Below are 21249 nucleotides of genomic sequence, written 5' to 3'. Positions count from 1 at the left end.
TCCTTTAAATTATGATGTAGCGGCGATCTCTCCACCGCCGCACAGTAATGTTCCCGCAATGATCTCATCCGTACGATCTATTTTTAATTCACCGCTTGCCGGATCAAGCATCAGATTCAGAAAATTCATCAGGTTGCGCGCATACAGAGTGCTGGCATCCGCTGCCACCAAACCGGGCAGATTCGCAACACCAATCAGATGCACGCCATGTTTAACTACAGTTTGATTTAATTCCGATAGCGGACAGTTACCGCCAGCTTCCACCGCCATATCGACAATCACCGAACCCGGCTTCATCGCCCGAACAGTTTCTTCCTTGATCAGAACAGGCGCTGGTCGTCCTGGAATGAGCGCGGTGGTGATAATGATATCTGCCGCGATCGCACGTTCATGCACTAATTCACCCTGGCGCCGCTTGTAATCATCCGACATCTCAGTCGCATAACCGCCTGCTGTTTCAGCCTTGGCTTTTTCTTCATCGCTGAGCGGCACTTCCACAAACTTGGCGCCTAAACTTTCCACTTGTTCTTTCACCGCCGGACGCACATCAAAAGCTTCAACCACGGCTCCCAGTCTTTTCGCCGTTGCAATCGCTTGCAAACCAGCAACACCCGCACCCAGAATTAATACCCGCGCTGCTTTGACAGTACCCGCCGCGGTCATCAACATGGGAAAGAATTTTTGATACACATTGGCCGCCATGATCACCGCTTTATAGCCTGCGATGTTTGCTTGCGATGACAAAACATCCATATTCTGCGCGCGCGAAATGCGCGGCAATTTTTCCATCGCAAAGGCGGTCAACCCGTGCTGCGTCAGCGCATCGACACCTTCCTTATGATGCGGCGACAATAATCCCAGCAATACCGAATCTTTGCGCATCATGGCCAGCTCGGCGGATTCCGGGCCACGCACTTTGAGTACAATTTGCGCTTGCGCATACAACTCAGCCACGTCAGTGACAATCGTCGCACCAGCCTCCTGATAGGCCGAATCCGGTATACTCGCTCCCGCTCCAGCGCCTGATTGCACTGAAACCTTATGAACACCCTTGGCAGTATATTTTTTCACGGTCTCCGGTGTAGCTGCTACACGCGTTTCTCCGCCGCGAATCTCTGCTGGTATGCCTATATGCATTGATAATCTCCCTTTTCTTGCCAACCTGCTTGCAAATAAAAACTAAAATTGTGCTTAATTTTTTAATGAATTGCGGATTATAAATCAATTTGCGCGCAATGCCATTAATTGGATCAGGAAAAACTTGATATGACTGGATTCTTTGATAACTGACCCAGTTTATTGTAGTGATAATGACAACACATGAAGCGTACAGAGCAGCGGATGAAACCGGCTGCTCCGCCACTCATCTCAATGCATTTTTCTTAAGCTGCCTGGAAAACTGCGGTTTTTGCCACGAAGTTCACTCATCCATTTTGCTGAATTCGTTTTCCAATTGTCGTGTAATCCGCTCCAGCAAGGGCGGAATCTTTGTTAGCAACGATTCCGCGTCGGACCAGTTATTATTGACACCCGCGGTCTCAAGCGCTTCGCATAAATCGGCAAAACCCGCAGCACCGATTGTTCTGGCCGAAGATTTCAATTTATGTCCTAAGCGGCCAAGCGCAAGCAAATCTTTTTCAGCTTGCGCGGCTTTCATTTCCACTAACGTATCATTGGCCACTTCGATAAATTTGAGGCCGAATTTACGTACCAGCGCTGAGTTATTATGAAACATCTGACTCATCACTGAAATATCAACCGGTAACGGCGCTTCCGGATCCGATCCTGCTTCGACTTGTTTTATCACTTCCGTCATACTCCGGTTTTTAAACAACGATCGATCCAGCGGCTGGTCAGTTTCTCTTGTACCGTATTCTGCCGCAAGCGCGTTGCTAGTCCGGGGAAATCGACCTGATCCAAAGGTTGATCCTGATTAAAGCAGGAGAATACATAGGTAATTTTTCCGGTCTCGGGATCTTCATGAGGTTGCAGGCACTGCGCGCAGATTTCCTTCATCATGCACTGCATCGGCGAATTGATCGAACCGATCGCAAAATGGTCCGCTTTCAAGTAAGGCTTCAACTGATGATGACGCGCAACCCCGACTGCCGCCATCATGCGATCCGAACCGATCGCAATAATATGATCGGCATCGGACAAGGCCACCGGCTGCGCACCCAGCTCACCACTGGCGTAAGCCACCATGGCCTGGACGATATTCCCGACATAGCTTTTATCTTGCGGACGCGTCGCCGTAAAACCCGGCGCTTCATCGCAGCACCATACCACGATGTCAGCCGCAGCTTCAATTTCCGCCACTTTGTAGCGATCGACCAGCTTTTTGTAGCCAGCGAAATACAGCACTTTCGATCCCGCTACGCGTGCCGCTGCGCCAATGGAGAACAACACCGCATTGCCTAAACCGCCTCCCACCAGCACCACGGTTTCATTGGATGGAATTTCTGTCGGTGTTCCCGTTGGCCCCATCAGCACAACCGGCTCACCCGGTTTCAACATTGCGCACAGATCGGAAGATCCGCCCATTTCCAGAACAATGAGCGAAACCAATCCGCGTTCAATGTCCACCGAAGCTCCCGTCAATGCAAGACCTTCCATCGCCAGCCGGGTATTTTCGGCCTGTGCCGCCAGCGTGGCAAAATTCTGGAAGCGGTAAAACTGACCCGGTTGAAAATGTTCCGCCGCCATCGGTGCATGCACAACCACTTCGATAATATTCGGAGCAAGCCTTTCCACTTTGTAAACCATTGCCCGCAGCCGGTTGTTCAAGTTTGCGAAAAATTGCCCGGCGGGTTGATCCAACGACGGTTTGATCCGCTCCAATACCCGGCTTACCACCGGATAACCTTGTTTGGCGCTGGACATCGCTTTCACGACGTTACCCGAATAAGAAGGGTGCAAATCGCCAAAGAAACTGATGAAACGCCCATCTTGCCCATCCTTGTAACGGCTCAGCAATACCGACGGATAGTCCGGTTTGGGATTGGCGTACGTCGGCTTGATCGGATGACCATCTTCATCGCATGCATTGAAGTAGCGGCCATCGAGTTGATAAATTTCTCCATCTTCACGCGCCAATACCGTATTGGGCTGCGTTCCCGCAGCAACGAGCAAAGCGCGCGCCGGTAATTCAACCTTGCCGGCATCCTGCCACTGTCCGGTTTCATCGCGTTTCTGTACGGCAAATTGCACCGACTGGGTATGTCCCCAGGCATCAATGTTAACCCGCGTTGGCGTCATTCCCTCGGCAAACCAGATTCCTTCTTCCAGCGCTTTTTCCACTTCTTCATGGTTCAGCGTATAGGAAGGACTGTCGATCAAACGCTTGCGGTAGGCGATGGTTGCGCCACCCCAGGATTGCAGCAGAGGGATGATACGCGGCGTGCGTTTTTCCTGTTCAGCTACCGCCCGTTCGGCGCGAATGGCGCGGGCATGCACGAGAAATTCATCGGCAATTTGCTGTTCTTCCTCATCCCATACTGCACGGATTGCCGCCTCCCCTTGCACCGCCGTTAGAATTTCATAGCGCTGCAGGAATTTCTCCACCTGTACTGGATAATACGCCAGTGCTTCGGTTGCGGTATCGATCGCGGTCAAACCGCCGCCAATCACCACCACCGGCAAGCGTAGCTGCATATTGGCAATGGAATCGCTCTGCGCGGCTCCTGTCAGTTGCAGCCCCATCAGAAAATCCGATGCCGCACGCACACCGCGCGCCAATCCATTCGGCAAATCCAGCACGGTCGGACGCCCGGCACCGGCAGCCAGTGCTACATGGTCGAATCCCATGGCAAAAGCATCATCGGTCGTCAATGTGCCGCCAAAACGCACGCCGCCAAACAATGCGAATTCTTCCCGGCGTTCCAGTAACAAGCGGATCAGTTTCAGAAAGTTTTTATTCCAGCGCACGGTAATGCCATATTCCGCCACCCCTCCGAAACCGCCCGGCATCCGTTGATCCAGATTTTCTTCCAGCGTACTGGCAAGGCGGATCGCTTGAAATGGCACACGTTCACCCTTCTGGTTAACACCCGAGATGTCTCCCGGCAGAGGTTCGATCTTAAGTCCGTCAATGCCGACGACGGTGTGCCCTTCATTCATTAAATGGTGTGCCAGCGTGTAACCGGCCGGTCCCATGCCCACCACCAGAACCTTGCGTCCGGATGCCGGTTTCGGTACTGGACGGTGCAGATTCAAAGGATTCCAGCGCGTCAGCAGACTATAAATCTCAAATCCCCACGGCAGCGCCAATACGTCCTTCAACGTGCGGGTCTCGGCTTGTGGAATATCAACCGGCTCTTGCTTCTGATAGATGCAGGATTTCATGCAATCGTTGCAGATACGGTGACCGGTACCGGCACACATCGGATTATCCAGTGTAATCATGGCCAAACTGCCCACGGCGACACCCTGCGATTTGAGTTTATGAAACTCCGAAATGCGTTCTTCCAGCGGACAACCTGCCAGCAATGCACCCAGTTCGCTACGTTTGAACGCGGGTGGCTCATCCGAAGATTTGGATTTTTGTATCAATCCCTTGGAGCACGAGTCCTTGCCCTGCTCATGGCACCAGATGCAGTAATTGGTTTCATCAAGCGCACCCATCAGATCGGTGCCGTTATCAGTCAGTGCAAAACCGTTGCGCTCACGCAAATGCCCAAGCTGGTGCATCGTATAACCGGCAGAATCATCCGTTTGCAGCGAGAGCAGATGCTGAAAATCGAGCTTTGCAGGGGATTTGAACAAAATACCCTGATGCGTATGCTGCTGGCCTGCCGGTGTGCGTAACGCCCAAGCTGCATATTGCAGTGCTTTGTTCAAACGGGCTTCATTTTCCGCTTCCGCGTCCATCCACTGCGTGACTTTGGTCGCGAAAATCAGTTCTGAGAAAGCCTCGCCGAATTCAGCTGCCAGTTCTTTTTCCAGCGCCAAGCCATCAATGCCTGCCAGCTCTTCATCGCTCACTTTACTTTTGGCGCGACGCTGAACAAATTGCCGCTTACAAAAATACAGCGGCGCCAATTCGTGATGCCGCACCGCCAATTGCTGCACTTCGGTCTCAATGTTGAACAACCGGGCAATGAAATCTTCTAACCAAGGCGCAATCTCGATCAATAAAGCGGATTCATCTTTAGGCAGTAAATCATCCGGATGCGCGCGCGCAATCTCTAATTTTTTATACAGCGCTTCATCGCCGGTGCGAAGAAAATCCAGAAATACTTGATCCAGCCTGACCAAGCCGCTTCGCCGGTAGAAATCGGCTATGGTAAAGCCAAAGCTAAAATTAGACGTATCAGCGATTGTTCCCGTTTGAGTGTGCAACGTTGCATCCATTTTTGTCATATTCTTAATCAATTAGTCACTTGTTACTTAATTTTATACGAATGTACTTACAGCCGGTGTTTGGTTATTGTCCAAAACCCCGATCGTTTAGAATCGCTCATCCCGTGTTTTTTCATGTTTCGATAACCATTCGGTAAACTCACCGCTGGGCATCGGTTTCGCAATAAAAAATCCTTGAATTTCATCACATCCGAGTTCTACCGCCAGCTGGTAATCTGCTCGGGTCTCAATGCCTTCCACCACGACATTCAAGCCAAGCGCCTTACCTAATTTTATACTCGACTCCAGAATGGCACGAGTTGCCGGATCTTTTGCCGCGCCATGCGCGAAAATACGATCGACTTTGAGCTCGGTAAAGGGCATATGTTTGAGCGTTTCCATCGATGAGTAGCCTATGCCGAAATCGTCGATAGCCAATCCAAACCCCTTCAGCCTAAGCCGCGTCAGAATGTCCAAGGATTGCGCGAAATCCTTTCCCAGCTTGCCCTCGGTAATTTCCAGCGTTATCCGGTCAATCGGCACATAACAATCGCGCACGGCCATTGCATAAATTTCCGGCAAATTAAACCGGTCCAGATTTTCCATGGAAACATTGACTGAAATCTTTAAATCAAACCCTTGTTGCAGCCACAAATCCAATTGCAGAGCGGATTTTCTCAATACATCACGAGTAAAGTCATTGATCAATCCACTTTGCTCAATCACCGGTATGAAGTTATCCGGAGAAACATATCCGTATTGCGCATGACACCACCGTGCCAAGCACTCGACACTGGTAACACGGCGGCTGGAGACGGCGATTTTGGGTTGATAAAATAATTCAATCTGATCCGCCGCCAAGGCCTGCTGAATCTCTTCCATCGTAAAAATCTGCCGTATCCGGGCCGGATTAGCACGTCTCGGGACAGGTATCGATAGCTGATCCAAAATGGCTGCCAGCGAACCGACCGTCACCGGTTTTGCCAATGTGCCAATGACATTCAACCCGCGTACAGAAGCCAAGCGTTCTGTTGCTTTGAGCAAATCGGGATTAACACCGGAAAATAACACGATCTTACCGTTGTAATATTGATCCGCAATATTGCGCAGAAACTCAATACCATCCATACCCGGCATTTCAATATCACAAATCAGCAAGTCAATCGCAGAGACTTGCGCGGACATAACAAACAAGCCAGCCTTGCCATCCTCAGCAACCAGCACTTCGCTGACGCCCAGATCCCTGAGCAAATGACTGACAAATTCAAGCATAAATCTGTCATCATCGAGCACCAGCACACGTATCGGCTTTTCGTTATTCATCCAGAAATGTAATTAATACGCAATCAGAAGCAGCCGATTTAGCAAGAAAAAACCATTCATTTTTATCTTTTAGCGCTCATGAGATCTGTGCATCGGGTTTTGGCATCAGCCACTTCAACAGCGTATTGACCAACCGTTCTGGATCAATTGGTTTTGTCAAAAAATCATTCATACCCGCGCTTTGGCATAAATCTTTGTGATGCTGGTCTGCATTGGCTGTTACTGCAATGATCAAAGTATCCGGGCACTGCGGGTTGGCACGGATTAATTGCGTGGCTTCCAAGCCATCCATCACGGGCATTTGAATATCCATCAATACGCAGTCGAAGGGAGATTTACTCAACATCTCCAATGCTTCTTTTCCATGATTGGCTATCGCTACAGTCGCACCGTTATATTCCAGCAAGCCTTTAGCAACTTGCTGGTTCAATTCGTTATCTTCCACCACCAGGATAGTAAATCCCTTCAGTTTTTTATTCTGTTCTTTTATCAAATTCATACTGTTAGCTTGATTTAATATTTTCCTTACACTGCCAGCCCGATGAATTCCAGCCGATATTCTACCCGTATCTGCGAATTTATCGCATACTTGATTTGATATCACTCAGAAATACACACTACGGCCGCAATGAATTTCCCCCTAATTCACAAGGGAAAGGCACGGCAATATTAAACACAAGTTCAGTTCAGTTTTATTTTTGTTCAGATCACAACACCACAGCCATCAAGCAATCATTCCAACAGTTAAGCAGATTCCAACCCAACTCAAATGATTTACAACAATGACGTACAAACAAATCGCAGGTGTTATTTTATGGGTACAACCTTGCTGCTGTGCAATCCACACTCTTTATTCTCCGGTGCTTCCCACCACCAGCGCCCGGAGCGGATATCCTCTCCCGGTGTAATGGCACGAGTGCAAGGCGCGCAGCCGATGCTGGGATAAAACTTATCGTGCAGCTTGTTATAAGGCACTTCATAGTGCTTGAGATATTCCCAGACTTCCGCATTGGACCAATCCAGTAATGGATTGACTTTCTGCATGCGGTTGTCCATGTCGTAAGCCGATACTTTCAAATTCGACCGGGTCGATGCTTGTTCGCTTCGCATTCCGGTGATCCAGGCGCGCTTACCCTGCAAGGCGCGGCGCAGTGGTTCGACTTTACGGATATGGCAGCATGCCTTGCGCAACTCGATACTGTCATAAAACCCATTGACGCCATGCTCGGCGACATAGGCCTCAACCTGTTTTACATTGGGAAAATAGATACGCAACGGTGTTTTGTACCGCTCCCGCACGACTTGCATCAAATCATAGGTCTCTTGCGGCAAACGGCCGGTATCCAGACTGAACATATCGATATCGAGCTGATAGCGGTCAATGATATCGGTCAAAACCATATCTTCCGCGCCCAGACTGTTGGCAAAGGTAACTGGCGCAAAGTCACAGGTTGTTTCGGTCAGAACCGCAACAACCTGCTCGATTTTTTGTTGCAAATCACTCATTGACCGGATGCCGCTTCGTTTGCTTTGCGCTGTACGCGCCGGAACAACGGCAGTTTTTGATCAAACGAAGTTTGATACACTTCAGAAAAATCGCCCAAACCTTTTATCACATCTTCAATTTTCCGGTCCGGGCGCGGCGCAAACGCGTCAAAACCCACGCGCTGTAAATAAAACAACTGATCGCGCAATACATCGCCAATCGCACGCAACTCTCCGCTATACCCTAAGCGCGCGCGCAGATTAAAGGCGATCGAGTAACCACGGCCATCCGAGAATTTCGGAAAATCAACCGCAATTACGGAAAATTTTTCTATATCGCCTTTCAATTCTTCAGGCCGCTCATCGCTGGCCAGCCATACGCCGATTTCCTTGCGTTGTTGCAATGTTTCACGTTGCGCTTGCCATACTTTCAGCGGCACAATGACTTTACCGGGTGCAACACTAACGTTTTCAGGAGTTTCTTGTTCCTGCAACCGCAACACCATCCAATCATCCGCGACAATAGCTTTATTTTTGATAATCATGTCCATTAAAACCTGGGGGAATAATAAGGCACCTCGTAGTGCGCGGGCAGCACGACGTGTTTGCTGGCAGTTTCATCTTCCTGTGCGACGAAATCGGTCGCATACACATGCTCTTTGAAAGGCGCATGGCCGATGCGGCGTACCGTGCCGATAAAACTTTCGTCTTCGAAGCGTTCACGCAAATAGACATGAATCAACCGCTCAATGACTTCCGGCACTTGATGGAAGGTAAAGGAAGGACCGATAATTTTGCTGATCGAGCTGTCGTTACCTTCCGCGCCACCGATTGATACTTGATACCACTCATCGTGATCTTTCTTCTCCACACCGGTGATACCGATATTGCCGATGTGGTGCTGTCCGCAGGCATTGACGCAGCCTGAAATATTCAGCGTAATTTCACCGATATCGTACAAATAATCCAGATTCTCAAAACGCTCGGCAATCAATTTCGCCAGCGGAATCGAGCGTGCGTTGGCCAGCGTGCAGAATTCCGCGCCCGGGCAACTGATAATATCCGTCAGCATACCGATATTGGGCGTCGTCAACTCCTGAGCGGAAGCCTCTTGCCACAGACTGATCAAATCCTTTTGCCGGACATCCGCCAATACCAGATTTTGTTTATGCGTGATGCGCAATTCACCGAAACTGTAGCGATCCGCTAGATCCGCAACAAAATCCATTTGCTCAGCGGTGGCATCACCGGGTGCATTGCCCGGTTTTTTCAATGACAATACCACAATCGCATAACCGGGAACCCGGTGCGGCTTGACGTTGCGCGATAGCCAATTCGAGAACGAGCGGCTGTCCGCTTTGAATTCATTCAGCTTCGAATCATGATCGGGTAATGTTTCATACGCCGGATCGGTAAAGAATGATGCGACCCGGTCGACTTCCTCGCCGGTTAACGTGCCGGGACCGTCTTTCAGATCCGCCCAGTCTGCTTCAACCTGACGTTTGAATTCATCGATCCCCAGCGCCTTGACCAGAATCTTGATACGCGCTTTATACTTATTGTCGCGGCGGCCATACTGGTTATATATCCGCAGAATGGATTCGACATACGTCAAAATATGCTGCCGTGGCACAAATTCACAGATTTCACTGCCAATAATCGGTGTACGTCCCAATCCGCCACCCACCACAACCCGGAAGCCAACTTCACCTTGCGCATTTTTGATAGCCGCCAATCCGATATCGTGCGCATAAATGGCTGCACGGTCTTCTTTACCACCGCTGATGGCGATCTTGAATTTGCGCGGCAAATAGGCAAATTCCGGATGAAACGTGCTCCATTGGCGCAAAATCTCGGCATACGGACGCGGATCCACCACTTCGTCCTGTGCAACACCGGCAAATTCATCCGAAGTGATATTGCGAACACAATTGCCTGAGGTTTGAATACCATGCATTTGCACCGACGCCAAATCGGCTAGGATATCGGGTGTATCCTGCAATTTGAGCCAATTGAATTGAATGTTCTGACGTGTGGTGAAATGACCATAACCACGGTCATACTTACGCGCAATATGCGCAAACATACGCATCTGCTGCGAAGAAATCAGGCCGTAGGGCACCGCAATCCGTAACATGTACCCATGTATTTGCATGTACAAACCGTTTTGCAACCGCAACGGCAAAAACTCTTGCTCGGTCAATTCACCGGAAAGACGGCGGCGCACCTGATCGCGGTACTGCCTGACACGTTCATCCACTATTTGCTGATCATATTCATCATAGCGATACATCGTTAATTTCCCCGCCTATTCATTCAAAGATACCCAATGGATTTGCCTTTAGGATTCTTGCGTATATCGTTTCGATACCGGCAGCAATAAGGCCGCATCCAATGGAAATTTGGCGCCATACTTCATGATATGGTCCACATCATCGTCTTCATCATGCCGCAATGCCATGCCGATATAGGCATGCTCACCGCTTTCGCCCACCACGATACCGATCCGTCCGCCACACCCATTAAACCATGTTACTTGTTTCGGTTTATTCTCAATATTTGTACTCATTAATTAATCCTAGTTTCATTAATGGGAAATTGCCGAGACCTGCCAATAATCAGCAATCCGCCACCCCAGCCGCTCACCTTATCATCCTGATGCACGGCATCAGCTTTTTCACTTTTATTAAAATTCAACACACTGCAATCGTATTGACAACCGTTACCGCTGCTTAGCCGTCTTTGTTCACATTTTTTTACGGAGCTTAGCGTAATTTGTTATTTTATCAAAAAACCAAGCGGAATCGCCTGTAACTTGTCACGGCAATCAATTCTAGTGTGTATGATAAATGAAACTAATCAGAGAACCTGACAGAATGAATCTTGCAACCGCATTTTTCCACTTTTAGCCGCATGGCATGATACCAATACCTATTTATAAATCAAAATAATATTATATTAGATACATATCACCATTTTTTATTAGCAGGCGTAACCTATGAAACTTCAGCAACTGCGCTATTTATGCGAAACCGCCAATCAGGACATGAACTTATCTAGGGCGGCAAAAAATCTGCACACTTCTCAACCGGCTATCAGCAAGCAAATCCAATTGCTCGAAGAAGAACTCGGCGTCGATATTTTTCTGCGCAATGGCAAACGCATTGTAAAAATAACACCGCCAGGACAATTGATCATACAAACAGCCGTCAAAATGCTGCGTGACGCTGACAACCTGAAGAAAATAGCACAAGAATTTACCAACGAAGCCGGCGGCACGTTAACCATCGCGACCACTCACACTCAGGCGCGTTATTCTTTGCCACCTGTAATCAAGCGTTTTACCGCGCGCTACCCGAAGGTCAAACTCATTTTGCGGCAAGGCAGCCCGGTACAGATTGCCGCTTTGGTCACTTCGGGTGAAGCGGATATTGGAATCGCCACCGAAGCGCTTGAACAATATAAAGAGCTTATCATGCTGCCCTGCTATCAGTGGAACCGCTGCATCATCGTGCCGCCCAAACATCCGTTGCTGAAATTAAAAAAACTCACGCTGGAAGCGATCAATCGCTATCCCATCATCACTTATGATTCGACTTTTACCGGCCGTTCAAAAATCAACCAGGCATTCGCAAGCTGCGGATTAGAACCCAATGTGGTACTCACCGCAATTGACTCTGACGTGATTAAAACCTATGTGGAGCTGGGACTGGGTGTTGGCATTCTTGCCAACATGGCTTTCGATGCCAAGCGCGATAAAACCCTCAGATCCATCGATGCCAGTCATCTATTTGAACCCAGCACCACACGCATCGGTATCAGCCGCAATAGCTATATGCGTGGTTATATTCTTGATTTCATCGAAATGTTTGCGCCTCATCTTGATCACGCCAGTATTCAAAGCAAGCTGGAAAGAGGCAAATCCGCCGATCCCGAGAATGCAAGTTGATTCTCACCGGAATTGAAAGTACGATGATCGCAAAGCTATCCGGCCCAAGCAACCAGCGCTCAATCATCTAATAGAGGTGAAACATGAAAAAGATTCTGAGTTTGTTTTTGGCATTACTCGTTCTGGTCATAACCGCTCTTGGTTCCGGTGCTTACAATATGGCAGCCACCGAGAAGCATTGGGCCATCACTGAAAAAATCATCGAATGGGTGCGTGAAAGCTCCATTGAAGCGCGCGCCAAGGATCTCGAAGTACCGCCTTTGGATGATGAGAAGCTGCTGTTGGCAGGTGCGGTTCACTACGATGCCATGTGCCCGGTCTGCCATCTTGCACCCGGCTTGAAGCCAACCGAACTTTCCATCGGTTTGTACCCCCAGCCGCCGGTATTTCATCAGCGCGAACCGGTCATCGATCAAGCCGGAAAACAGGATCGCGCCAAAGAATATTTCTGGGTAATCAAAAACGGTTTGAAAATGACCGCTATGCCGGCTTGGGGGCTCAGTCACGACGATGATTCGATTTGGGCAATGACCGCCTTCATCCTCAAAATGAGCCATATGACACCCGAGCAATACGATGAGCTCGTCCATTCAGCCAAGGATTCCGCGCATGACCATAGCCATGCGCATGAACATTAGCCGGAAAAATCCCGTTTCTTCAACGATCTCCGGTTCACTGATCGCAAACTACACCCACGCGGATTACCGGATCGGCACTGCAACTGAATGCATTACGCTAAAAATCGATCAATACTCAGAACCGCTCGCGCAATTCTTGGCGACGTCAAATCAATCTTGCGCGGCGATCATCAGCGCCTATAACCCGTGCAGCCAATTAGGGCCTGTTAACGCTATTTGATATAATTTGGTGATGGAAATCACCGAAACTCAATATCAACAGATCGAGCACTGCCTGCCGCGTCAGCGTGGCAACGTCAGCCATTCCAATCTGCAAGTTCTCAATGCCATTCTTTACGTTGCCGAGCATGGCTGCAAGTGGCGAGGACTGCCCAAGCGATTCGGCAACTGGCATACCATCTATACCCGCATGAATCGCTGGGCAAAGAGTGGTGTACTGAGCCATGTATTTGGGCAACTTCAGCATCAGCAAATCATCCGTATCCGTATTGAAACTGTTTCGCTGGACAGCACCAGCATCAAAGTCCATCCCGACGGTACGGGTGCGTTAAAAAAAACGGCCCCCAATCCATCGGAAAATCTCGAGGTGGATGGACCACCAAAATTCATCTGGTTGCCGCAGATTCCAGAACAACCATAGGCTTTGCCCTCTCGCCCGGTCACGCCCACGATGCGCCAGAGGGCAGGCAGCTTTTGCTTTCCCTCGGTCCCGTCAATACGCCCACCTACCTGCTGATGGATCGTGCTTATGAGGGCGACCAAACCCGGCAACTGGCACTAGATTTGGGTTACATCCCGGTTGTTCCGCCCAAAGCAAATCGCTTGTCACCCTGGGAATACAACCGTGCCATGTACAAAAAACGCAACGAGATCGAACGATTGTTCAGAAGGCTCAAGGGATTTCGCCGCATCTTCTCCAGGTTCGATAAGCTCGATGTCGTCTTCATCTCCTTTATCCACTTCGCTCTCATCGTCGAAGCAATCAGATTGTGTTAACAGGCCCTAGTCAGCAATGAGAAAAACGTAGCGGCGCATGAATCACTGAGACATTTTCTGGTCTGTCACGCTTATCCAAGCATTGAAAGTGTGCACACGGATCCGGCTGGCGTATGGCCGGCAGAAAAAAGTTTTTTTATCCCCGGGATCGATATACACAGCGCAAAATCATTGGGGCAGCAATTTAACCAAAATGCGATTGTGTGGATTGATCGTAACGCAATTCCCCGTCTGCACTTGCTGCGTTAGTCGCGTAAGACACTTCATCCATTACCTGCAGTAACAAAATAACTTGAAATTTTTCAGGATATCCAAGGTCGAAAAATTCTGTATAGCTGGTAATACAAGCACGATGCTATACTCAATCTTTTAATAACAGTTTGGGAGACAAAACGATGAAGCAGACACTCACCTTTCTGACTTTGGCTTTTCTTAGTTTTGGATTACTCGCTTTCGATGCGGAAGCAAAACGTATGGGCGGCGGTAAAAATATAGGCACGCAACGCCAATCGGTCAATCCGGCACCCAATACGCAAAAAGCAGCGCCTGCTGCAACACCAGCCGCGGCTCCTTCCGCTGGCAGCAAATGGGGCGGCGCATTAGCGGGTCTGGCAGCAGGCGGCTTATTGGCTGCGCTATTCATGGGCGGTGCGTTTGAAAATATCAACATGATGGATTTTGTGATTATGGCGTTACTGATTGGCGTTGTTTTCTTCGTCATCCGTATGCTGCGAAAACCCAGAGCGGAGCAAGCAGCTTCGATGCAGTATTCCGGCATGGGTGCTGCTGCGGGTACGCAAGACCGTTTCAATACGCCCCCCTTCACTGCACCTGCAGAAACTGCTTCCGGTGAAGACAGCGGAGGCACATATCAGCAATCGAATATTCCTGCGGATTTCAAAGTAGAACCTTTTATCCGCAACGCCAAAGCTTCGTTTATCCGCTTACAGGCCGCGCATGATCGTGGCGATATCAATGAAATCCGTGATTTCACAACCGCGGAAATGCTGGCGGAAATAAGCGCACAGATGAAAGAACAGGGCGATACGCAACAAAAATCGGAAGTCATGTTTATCGATGCCAACTTGCTGGAAGTGGAAACTACCGAGGATATGGCGATTGCCAGCGTGCGCTTCACCGGCCAGCTGCGCGAACTTCCAAACGGCGAACCGGAAGCATTTGATGAAATCTGGCACGTGCAAAAAGATTTGAAAGATCCTAACGCCACTTGGTTATTGTCCGGAATTCAACAAGTTCCGTAACTCTTACGGTAGTAGCTTCACCCCGGCCAGACATGCCTCTGACACTATAATCTGGCCGGGTTTCAACCAAAGCAGAATCTCTTTTCTAGGGCCTGTTAACGCTATTTGATATAATTTGGTGATGGAAATCACCGAAACTCAATATCAACAGATCGAGCACTGCCTGCCGCGTCAGCGTGGCAACGTCAGCCATTCCAATCTGCAAGTTCTCAATGCCATTCTTTACGTTGCCGAGCATGGCTGCAAGTGGCGAGGACTGCCCAAGCGATTCGGCAACTGGCATACCATCTATACCCGCATGAATCGCTGGGCAAAGAGTGGTGTACTGAGCCATGTATTTGGGCAACTTCAGCATCAGCAAATCATCCGTATCCGTATTGAAACTGTTTCGCTGGACAGCACCAGCATCAAAGTCCATCCCGACGGTACGGGTGCGTTAAAAAAAACGGCCCCCAATCCATCGGAAAATCTCGAGGTGGATGGACCACCAAAATTCATCTGGTTGCCGCAGATTCCAGAACAACCATAAGCTTTGCCCTCTCGCCCGGTCACGCCCACGATGCGCCAGAGGGCAGGCAGCTTTTGCTTTCCCTCGGTCCCGTCAATACGCCCACCTACCTGCTGATGGATCGTGCTTATGAGGGCGACCAAACCCGGCAACTGGCACTAGATTTGGGTTACATCCCGGTTGTTCCGCCCAAAGCAAATCGCTTGTCACCCTGGGAATACAACCGTGCCATGTACAAAAAACGCAACGAGATCGAACGATTGTTCAGAAGGCTCAAGGGATTTCGCCGCATCTTCTCCAGGTTCGATAAGCTCGATGTCGTCTTCATCTCCTTTATCCACTTCGCTCTCATCGTCGAAGCAATCAGATTGTGTTAACAGACCCTAATTCTTCATCACATCAATTTTCAGCATTCCCGTTTGAGTCAGAAGCATGTATACGAGATTATCAAAACTTGTCATGGTGTTGGCTTTCGCACTGTATGCTTCGCTGGTGGTGTTCAATAACCTCACCGATTACAACTCGAATTTCACGCTGGTAGCACATGTGCTGATGATGGACACCACGTTTCCCGGTAATCAAGGGTTATGGCGCGCCATTCATTCTCCGGTCATTCATCACACCGTTTACGGCCTCATCATAGGCACCGAAATCGTTATTGCCGTGCTGTGCTGGCTTGGCGGATTGCGTTTATACCGGAGCATCCAAAATCCCGCCGCTTTCAATCAAGCAAAAGGTTTGGCAATTCTCGGACTGACACTGGGCTTGTTACTGTGGTTTACCGGATTCATGGCAGTTGGCGGCGAATGGTTTCTGATGTGGCAATCGGAAACAGCCAATGGACAGCAGGCTGCATTCCGTTTAGTGATGATCATTGCCGCCATTCTCATTTACCTGACCCAAGCGGATGAAGCACAGCAGATTTGAATGGCCGCCGGTTTTTCGGGCGATATAAAAAACAGCTCGCGGATACTACGGTTTACTTATTCGATAACAAAGCATCAATCCCGGCCTGAGCAATCTGCGCATCCTGATGCGACCGCACGCCACTGACACCGACTGCGCCGGTAAATTGATTGTCGACCGTAACCGGCAGGCCGCCTTCGATCGGTAATGTTCCAGGCAAATTCAAATAGCGCAAATGCCCCGCGGCAATATTTTCTTCCCATATTTTAGTCGGACGGCGGAATGCAATCGCCGCACGCGCTTTCTCAATCGCAACTTGGGTACTGCCGTACTGCGCCCCGTCAAGACGTTGCAGATGCAATAAATGCCCGCCATCGTCGACAATGGCGATGACAACCGGCCAGCCGTTCCGTTTGGCTTCCGCTTCCGCTCCGGCGACTATTTTCTTTGCGTCATCCAGCGTCAGTATGAGTTTATGAGCCGTCATAATTTACCCTTGTTTACAATAAAATCGCACAGATCAAATTCCAGCGCCATTTTCGTACACTTCCTGGCGCATCTGCGCTTGGGAAATATTGCTGCCCGGCGGCACACTGCGCGTCAACCAGACGTTGCCGCCGATCGTCGATCCTCGCCCGATGGTAATGCGCCCCAATATCGTAGCGCCGGCATAAATCACCACATCGTCCTCGACAATCGGATGGCGCAGATTCCCTTTCACCAAGGCGCCATTCTCGTCCACCGGGAAACGTTTGGCCCCCAGTGTCACCGCTTGATACAGCCGGACATTCTGGCCGATGATCGCGGTCTCGCCAATCACCACGCCGGTACCGTGATCGATAAAGAAACTGCCGCCGATCTGCGCTCCGGGATGGATTTCGATACCGGTTACCGAATGCGCGATTTCCGAAATCATGCGCGCGATCAACGGCACGCCCAAGCCATGCAAAACATGCGCCAGCCGGTAATGCAAAATCGCCATGATGCCGGGATAACAAACCAGCACTTCATCGAGATTGCGCGCTGCCGGATCGCCCTCATACGCCGCCTTGATATCGCTCTCCAGCAGGGTGCGGATTTGCGGTAAACGTTTGGCAAAGGATTGCGTAATGGCAATCGATTGCGCGCGATCTTCATCGCTGAGCATTTCCAATCCCGAGTTGTAGTGCAATTCATTTTGAATCTGCACCATCAGCTCGCGCAACGTCATATTCAAGGTATGCCCGACATAATGATCGATGCCTTCATCCGCCAGCTCCGATGAACCCAGCCGGTTCGGAAACATGGCCGCGCTCAAGCCTTCCGCAACACTGGCCAGAATCCTGCGCGACGGCAACCTGGGCGGCCGGTCATGCCGGTTGCGGCTTTCCAATGACGCCAGCCGCAGCGTGCGCAGCTCCGCTACGATACTATCCACATCCAGCTGCGCGCTGCGCAGCAAAAGATCCCGTGTCTGCTTGCTATTGTTCACTCTGTTGCCAAGCCTTGCGCATCAAACATACCTTCAAAAAGAATACTGCTCAGATAACGTTCGGCGGAATCCGGCAATATCACCACGATGGTTTTTCCTGCATTCTCAGGGCGCTTGGCGTGGCGCACCGCAGCCGCGACCGCAGCACCGCAGGAAATGCCTGCCAAAATACCCTCTTCGCGCGCCAAACGCCGCGCATACAGTATGGCTTCCTCATTACTGACTTGTTCAATTTCGTCCACCAGCGCAAGATCGAGATTATCCGGTACAAAACCGGCGCCGATCCCTTGAATTTTATGCGGCCCGGGTGCCAGCGACACACCTGCGCGCTTTTGCGATAGTACCGGACTGGCGGTAGGCTCAACTGCCACCGAGGTAATGGCTTTGCCTTTGGTTTGCTTGAGATAACGTGAAACACCGGTAATCGTGCCACCCGTTCCCACGCCTGCGACAAAAATATCGACAGCGCCGTCGGTATCGTCCCAGATTTCCGGACCGGTGGTCTTCTCGTGGATGGCCGGATTGGCCGGATTTCTAAATTGCTGCAACAACACATAGCGCCCGGGATTAGAAGCGACGATTTCTTCCGCCTTAGCCAAAGCGCCGTTCATGCCGCGCGCGCCTTCAGTCAATTCCAGTTTGGCGCCCAGCGCAACCAGTAATTTGCGCCGCTCCACACTCATCGTTTCCGGCATCGTCAAGGTCAGCGGAATTCCCCGTGCCGCAGCGACAAACGCCAATGCAATCCCGGTATTGCCGCTGGTTGGTTCGACAATCTCTTTGCCCGGATCCAGCAAACCTCTGCGTTCAGCGTCGTCGATCATCGCCGCGCCAATGCGGCATTTCACCGAGTATGCCGGATTGCGTCCTTCGATTTTCCCCAGCACCAGCGCTGCCGCACCATCCGTCACCCGATTAAGCCGCACCAGCGGGGTACGCCCAATCGATAATGAATTATTTTCAAACCAATTTGCCATGAGTTTTCCTTTTTGTATGCGATACAATTTTGCCCGCGCATCATAACGAAATTGCGATACCGGAACATAACCGTTTCACTATAGCGCATTCATTCCGAAGCTGAAAGTGAAAACCAGGTGATTTGAACCCGTGAGAAACAACTCAAAACGCAATTTGCATGCGCGAGAACAACACCCTCTCTTCCGCCCTGTTCGCTCCACCACCGGCACCGCCCGTGAAATGGGTCTGATTGTAATCCAATTGGAATTTAATATTGCGATTGAGATACCAATTAATACCGATACCGAAATCCTGCGCTTTTCTAACCGCGTGATCCGAGTCAAACAGACCATGCGCAAATGCTTTGTCATCGAGGCTTAATACCGCATATCGCCCGACCAGTTGCACCGCGCCCAACGAACTGATGTTTTCCAGTGTCAGCGGATTGTGCGGCCGGATCCGGCGAAAGGAAGCATCGCCGTTAAACAGCACCCAGGACAATTGCGCTTGAAAAGCATCATGAGTGACTTTATCGGTCACTGCACCGAGTCTCACATTCTGCTGAGAGACAGTATACTCGCCAAGCACGCCCAATGGACCGTAGGAATAATAGAGCTGCGGACCAATCCGCTCCCGGCTGCCATCGGCAAAAGCACCCCGCACATAGGAAGCGATCGATTGCTGGCCGGGAGAAATAAACACCGGCAAGTGAGACTCGCCACGCTGCGCATTGCCCTGCTGCGTGCCATAACTGTAAGCAATTCCGAGCCCTAGACCTTTTACAAACTCAACATCACTATGCTTGAGCGGATGGGAAAACAGCCGCGCTACGAAATCTACCCCACTGTGGTTTGAATAAATCACGCTATCGCGCAACCCGGTGCTATTGTCGACCATTCCGCTGAAAAGTCCGACTTGATATTCCGTGGTACCCCACAAAATATCGCCGAAAATTTGCCCGCCAATCTCGCGATTGGGTGACAAATTGGTGGGAAAAGCACGCTCATTGAAAGCCAGTGCAGTAGCTGACTGCAAACGCTCTAAGCCAAATGGAGCTTTGAATTTACCGGCTCGAATGTTGAATGGCTTAGAAAAATTACCTTCCCAGTACACATCCAGAATTCCCAACGCCGATGAAAAGCTCGGCATGATAAAAACGCTATGCGTTTTATTAAATTTAACTTCGAGTGAAGGTTGAATCCGCCGCAAGAAAAAATTGTCTTTGCCGGAATCCGCCACATCGTCAAAATAAGTACGGGTATCCGCCTGCATAAACCCAGCCAGCCGTACTTCACTTTTGCCTTTATTCCATCGGAATCCGGTTCCCGCATTGCCATAAAAAAAACCCGGTTTTCTTTTTTTCTTTTTCTTATCCGGGGAGGATTTTTTGCTGATGGCTCGCTGCGATCGATCGGAAGTATCTTCCTGCGCAAAAGTGGCGGTGCTGCCCAGAAAACCGCATAGCACCGCACTCAGTATTAGCCTTAGCAAGATAACTTTCATTGGAATGAGTGATGGGATAAGTTCTGACACCCATTCAATGCATTTGCTTTGCCGGATGGAAGTAACTGCACATGCTCAGCTTTCTGGAAATAAGAAATTAAACGTTTTGTCTCCCATGTCGCCACGCTCCATGCTGATCGCAAACGAATGCGGCGAATCCGGCAGCAGATGAAAAGCATAAGTAGTCGGCAAGCCTAGCAACCGGGCCTGGTAGCTCATTTCCTCCACCCAGTGCCGGCCGCGTTCGATCCGGGTTTTACCTTGCAGTCTGTCAATTATTGTTGATTTGTTCAGTTCTGCGTCGCGCCGGTTATCTTTTTCTCCCACCAGCACGCACACCGGGATGTTCAAGAAACGGGCGGAATTAAATTGTACTTGCGGTATGCTCAGAACTGGCTGTATCCCGATCGGAAATTTAAGCGAGGCATCCGGCAGGGTATACCAGCCCGGTGCTCCCAAAACGATTCTGGCGACTCGTTCCGGGTAGGCAAACATGTAACGGTGCACAAACTGCGCTCCGCCTGAATAACCGAACAGATAAAGCTTATCTGAGCTGGCGCCCGTTAGCTGCGCAACTTCGGCCACAATCGCATTGAGCACGATATCCGCGCGGTTGCCTTTACGCCCTAGCCGCTGATAATCGGGAAAACGATCCGAGGGAAAATAGGGCGCGATCATTACAACGCCATATCTCTCAGCATAAGCCACGAATTCTTTAGCATGCTGGCGCACATTGCGCGAAATGCCATGTACCGTAATAAAAATTTTTGCACCGTTTCCGCCCTGCCGCGGAACGTACAGAAAATACTTCTGGCGAGAATCCGTTTGCAGAGTACGTTGCAACACCACGCCACGCTCCATCGGTTTTGAACGCGGCACAATACTCGTAGCCATAGTGCAAGATAGCGGTA

21 protein-coding genes and 1 pseudogene are annotated in these 21249 nt (G+C 50.1%); 8 read left to right on the top strand and 14 right to left on the bottom strand.

Annotation, left to right across the window (positions count from 1 at the left end):
* Positions 1 to 9: 9 nt before the first annotated feature.
* The 9 genes from R2083_RS00705 to R2083_RS00665 form a co-directional block, all read right to left on the bottom strand.
* On the bottom strand, positions 10 to 1137 hold the full coding sequence (locus R2083_RS00705; RefSeq protein ID WP_317537178.1) for a Re/Si-specific NAD(P)(+) transhydrogenase subunit alpha: 1128 nt from the start codon (positions 1135 to 1137) through the stop codon (positions 10 to 12).
* 283 nt (positions 1138 to 1420) lie between these two features.
* The gene (locus tag R2083_RS00700) at positions 1421 to 1816 is read right to left on the bottom strand and encodes an Hpt domain-containing protein (RefSeq protein WP_317537177.1); all 396 of its coding nucleotides are present in this window, start codon (positions 1814 to 1816) and stop codon (positions 1421 to 1423) included.
* Positions 1813 to 5352, bottom strand: a complete 3540-nt coding sequence (locus R2083_RS00695) for an FAD-dependent oxidoreductase (RefSeq protein ID WP_411172534.1) — start codon at positions 5350 to 5352, stop codon at positions 1813 to 1815. Before R2083_RS00695 ends, R2083_RS00700 begins: the two co-directional genes overlap by 4 nt.
* A gap of 96 nt (positions 5353 to 5448) precedes the next feature.
* Positions 5449 to 6663, bottom strand: a complete 1215-nt coding sequence (locus R2083_RS00690; protein ID WP_317537175.1) for an EAL domain-containing response regulator — start codon at positions 6661 to 6663, stop codon at positions 5449 to 5451.
* 76 nt (positions 6664 to 6739) lie between these two features.
* Complete coding sequence (locus tag R2083_RS00685; RefSeq protein WP_317529666.1) at positions 6740 to 7162, bottom strand: response regulator; 423 nt, start codon at positions 7160 to 7162, stop codon at positions 6740 to 6742.
* A 308-nt stretch (positions 7163 to 7470) separates the two neighbouring features.
* Positions 7471 to 8169 (bottom strand): phosphoadenylyl-sulfate reductase, encoded by a 699-nt coding sequence (locus R2083_RS00680; RefSeq protein ID WP_317529665.1) that lies wholly within the window; start codon positions 8167 to 8169, stop codon positions 7471 to 7473.
* Positions 8166 to 8693 carry a DUF934 domain-containing protein gene (locus tag R2083_RS00675; protein WP_317529664.1) on the bottom strand — a complete coding sequence of 176 codons (528 nt, stop codon included), beginning with the start codon at positions 8691 to 8693 and terminating at the stop codon, positions 8166 to 8168. Before R2083_RS00675 ends, R2083_RS00680 begins: the two co-directional genes overlap by 4 nt.
* 5 nt (positions 8694 to 8698) lie before the next feature.
* The gene (locus R2083_RS00670; RefSeq protein ID WP_317529663.1) at positions 8699 to 10441 is read right to left on the bottom strand and encodes a nitrite/sulfite reductase; all 1743 of its coding nucleotides are present in this window, start codon (positions 10439 to 10441) and stop codon (positions 8699 to 8701) included.
* Between the two features lie 48 nt (positions 10442 to 10489).
* Complete coding sequence (locus tag R2083_RS00665) at positions 10490 to 10717, bottom strand: hypothetical protein (protein WP_090314841.1); 228 nt, start codon at positions 10715 to 10717, stop codon at positions 10490 to 10492.
* Positions 10718 to 11146: 429 nt separating this feature from the next.
* Here R2083_RS00665 and cysB point away from each other — a divergent pair, with 429 nt between their 5' ends.
* From cysB to R2083_RS00625, 8 genes and pseudogenes are all read left to right on the top strand, one after another.
* Positions 11147 to 12097 (top strand): HTH-type transcriptional regulator CysB, encoded by a 951-nt coding sequence (gene cysB, locus R2083_RS00660; RefSeq protein WP_317529662.1) that lies wholly within the window; start codon positions 11147 to 11149, stop codon positions 12095 to 12097.
* An 83-nt stretch (positions 12098 to 12180) separates the two neighbouring features.
* Positions 12181 to 12735: a cytochrome c gene (locus tag R2083_RS00655; RefSeq protein ID WP_317529661.1), complete on the top strand. Its 555-nt coding sequence runs from the start codon at positions 12181 to 12183 to the stop codon at positions 12733 to 12735.
* A complete protein-coding gene (locus R2083_RS00650) occupies positions 12707 to 12955 on the top strand; it encodes a hypothetical protein (RefSeq protein WP_317537174.1) in 249 nt (82 codons plus the stop codon). Before R2083_RS00655 ends, R2083_RS00650 begins: the two co-directional genes overlap by 29 nt.
* A gap of 12 nt (positions 12956 to 12967) precedes the next feature.
* A protein-coding gene (locus R2083_RS00645) for an IS5 family transposase (RefSeq protein ID WP_317529838.1) occupies positions 12968 to 13731 on the top strand; the annotation gives its coding sequence in 2 pieces (ribosomal slippage) (positions 12968 to 13283 and positions 13283 to 13731; 765 coding nt in all).
* Between the two features lie 21 nt (positions 13732 to 13752).
* Positions 13753 to 13980 (top strand): annotated as a pseudogene (locus R2083_RS00640) (DUF3293 domain-containing protein); the annotation flags it as partial.
* 146 nt (positions 13981 to 14126) lie between these two features.
* A complete protein-coding gene (locus tag R2083_RS00635; protein ID WP_317537173.1) occupies positions 14127 to 14993 on the top strand; it encodes a Tim44 domain-containing protein in 867 nt (288 codons plus the stop codon).
* Positions 14994 to 15114: 121 nt separating this feature from the next.
* Positions 15115 to 15878 (top strand): IS5 family transposase gene (locus R2083_RS00630; RefSeq protein WP_317530936.1). Its coding sequence is split into 2 segments (ribosomal slippage): positions 15115 to 15430 and positions 15430 to 15878, totalling 765 coding nucleotides; the frame shifts between segments, so codons are not numbered across the junction.
* A gap of 55 nt (positions 15879 to 15933) precedes the next feature.
* Entirely contained in the window at positions 15934 to 16428 is a 495-nt protein-coding gene (locus R2083_RS00625; protein WP_317537172.1) for a DUF2165 domain-containing protein, read from the top strand.
* A gap of 52 nt (positions 16429 to 16480) precedes the next feature.
* Here R2083_RS00625 and R2083_RS00620 read toward each other — a convergent pair whose 3' ends face one another.
* The 5 genes from R2083_RS00620 to R2083_RS00600 all read right to left on the bottom strand — a co-directional run bounded on the left by R2083_RS00620 (position 16481) and on the right by R2083_RS00600 (position 21232).
* Entirely contained in the window at positions 16481 to 16894 is a 414-nt protein-coding gene (locus R2083_RS00620; RefSeq protein ID WP_317537171.1) for a heme-binding protein, read from the bottom strand.
* A gap of 33 nt (positions 16895 to 16927) precedes the next feature.
* Complete coding sequence (gene epsC / locus R2083_RS00615; RefSeq protein WP_411172368.1) at positions 16928 to 17878, bottom strand: serine O-acetyltransferase EpsC; 951 nt, start codon at positions 17876 to 17878, stop codon at positions 16928 to 16930.
* Positions 17875 to 18855, bottom strand: coding sequence for a cysteine synthase A (cysK, locus tag R2083_RS00610; protein WP_317537170.1), 981 nt, complete (start codon positions 18853 to 18855; stop codon positions 17875 to 17877). Before cysK ends, epsC begins: the two co-directional genes overlap by 4 nt.
* Before the next feature lie 142 nt (positions 18856 to 18997).
* Entirely contained in the window at positions 18998 to 20326 is a 1329-nt protein-coding gene (locus R2083_RS00605; RefSeq protein WP_317537169.1) for an OprO/OprP family phosphate-selective porin, read from the bottom strand.
* Between the two features lie 87 nt (positions 20327 to 20413).
* Entirely contained in the window at positions 20414 to 21232 is an 819-nt protein-coding gene (locus R2083_RS00600) for a hypothetical protein (protein ID WP_317537168.1), read from the bottom strand.
* Positions 21233 to 21249: the final 17 nt, after the last annotated feature.

Source organism: Nitrosomonas sp. Is35 (genome assembly GCF_033063295.1).
Taxonomy (GTDB): domain Bacteria; phylum Pseudomonadota; class Gammaproteobacteria; order Burkholderiales; family Nitrosomonadaceae; genus Nitrosomonas.
Note: the sequence above shows the minus strand (reverse complement) of the source record. Positions and strands in the feature narration are given on the sequence as shown.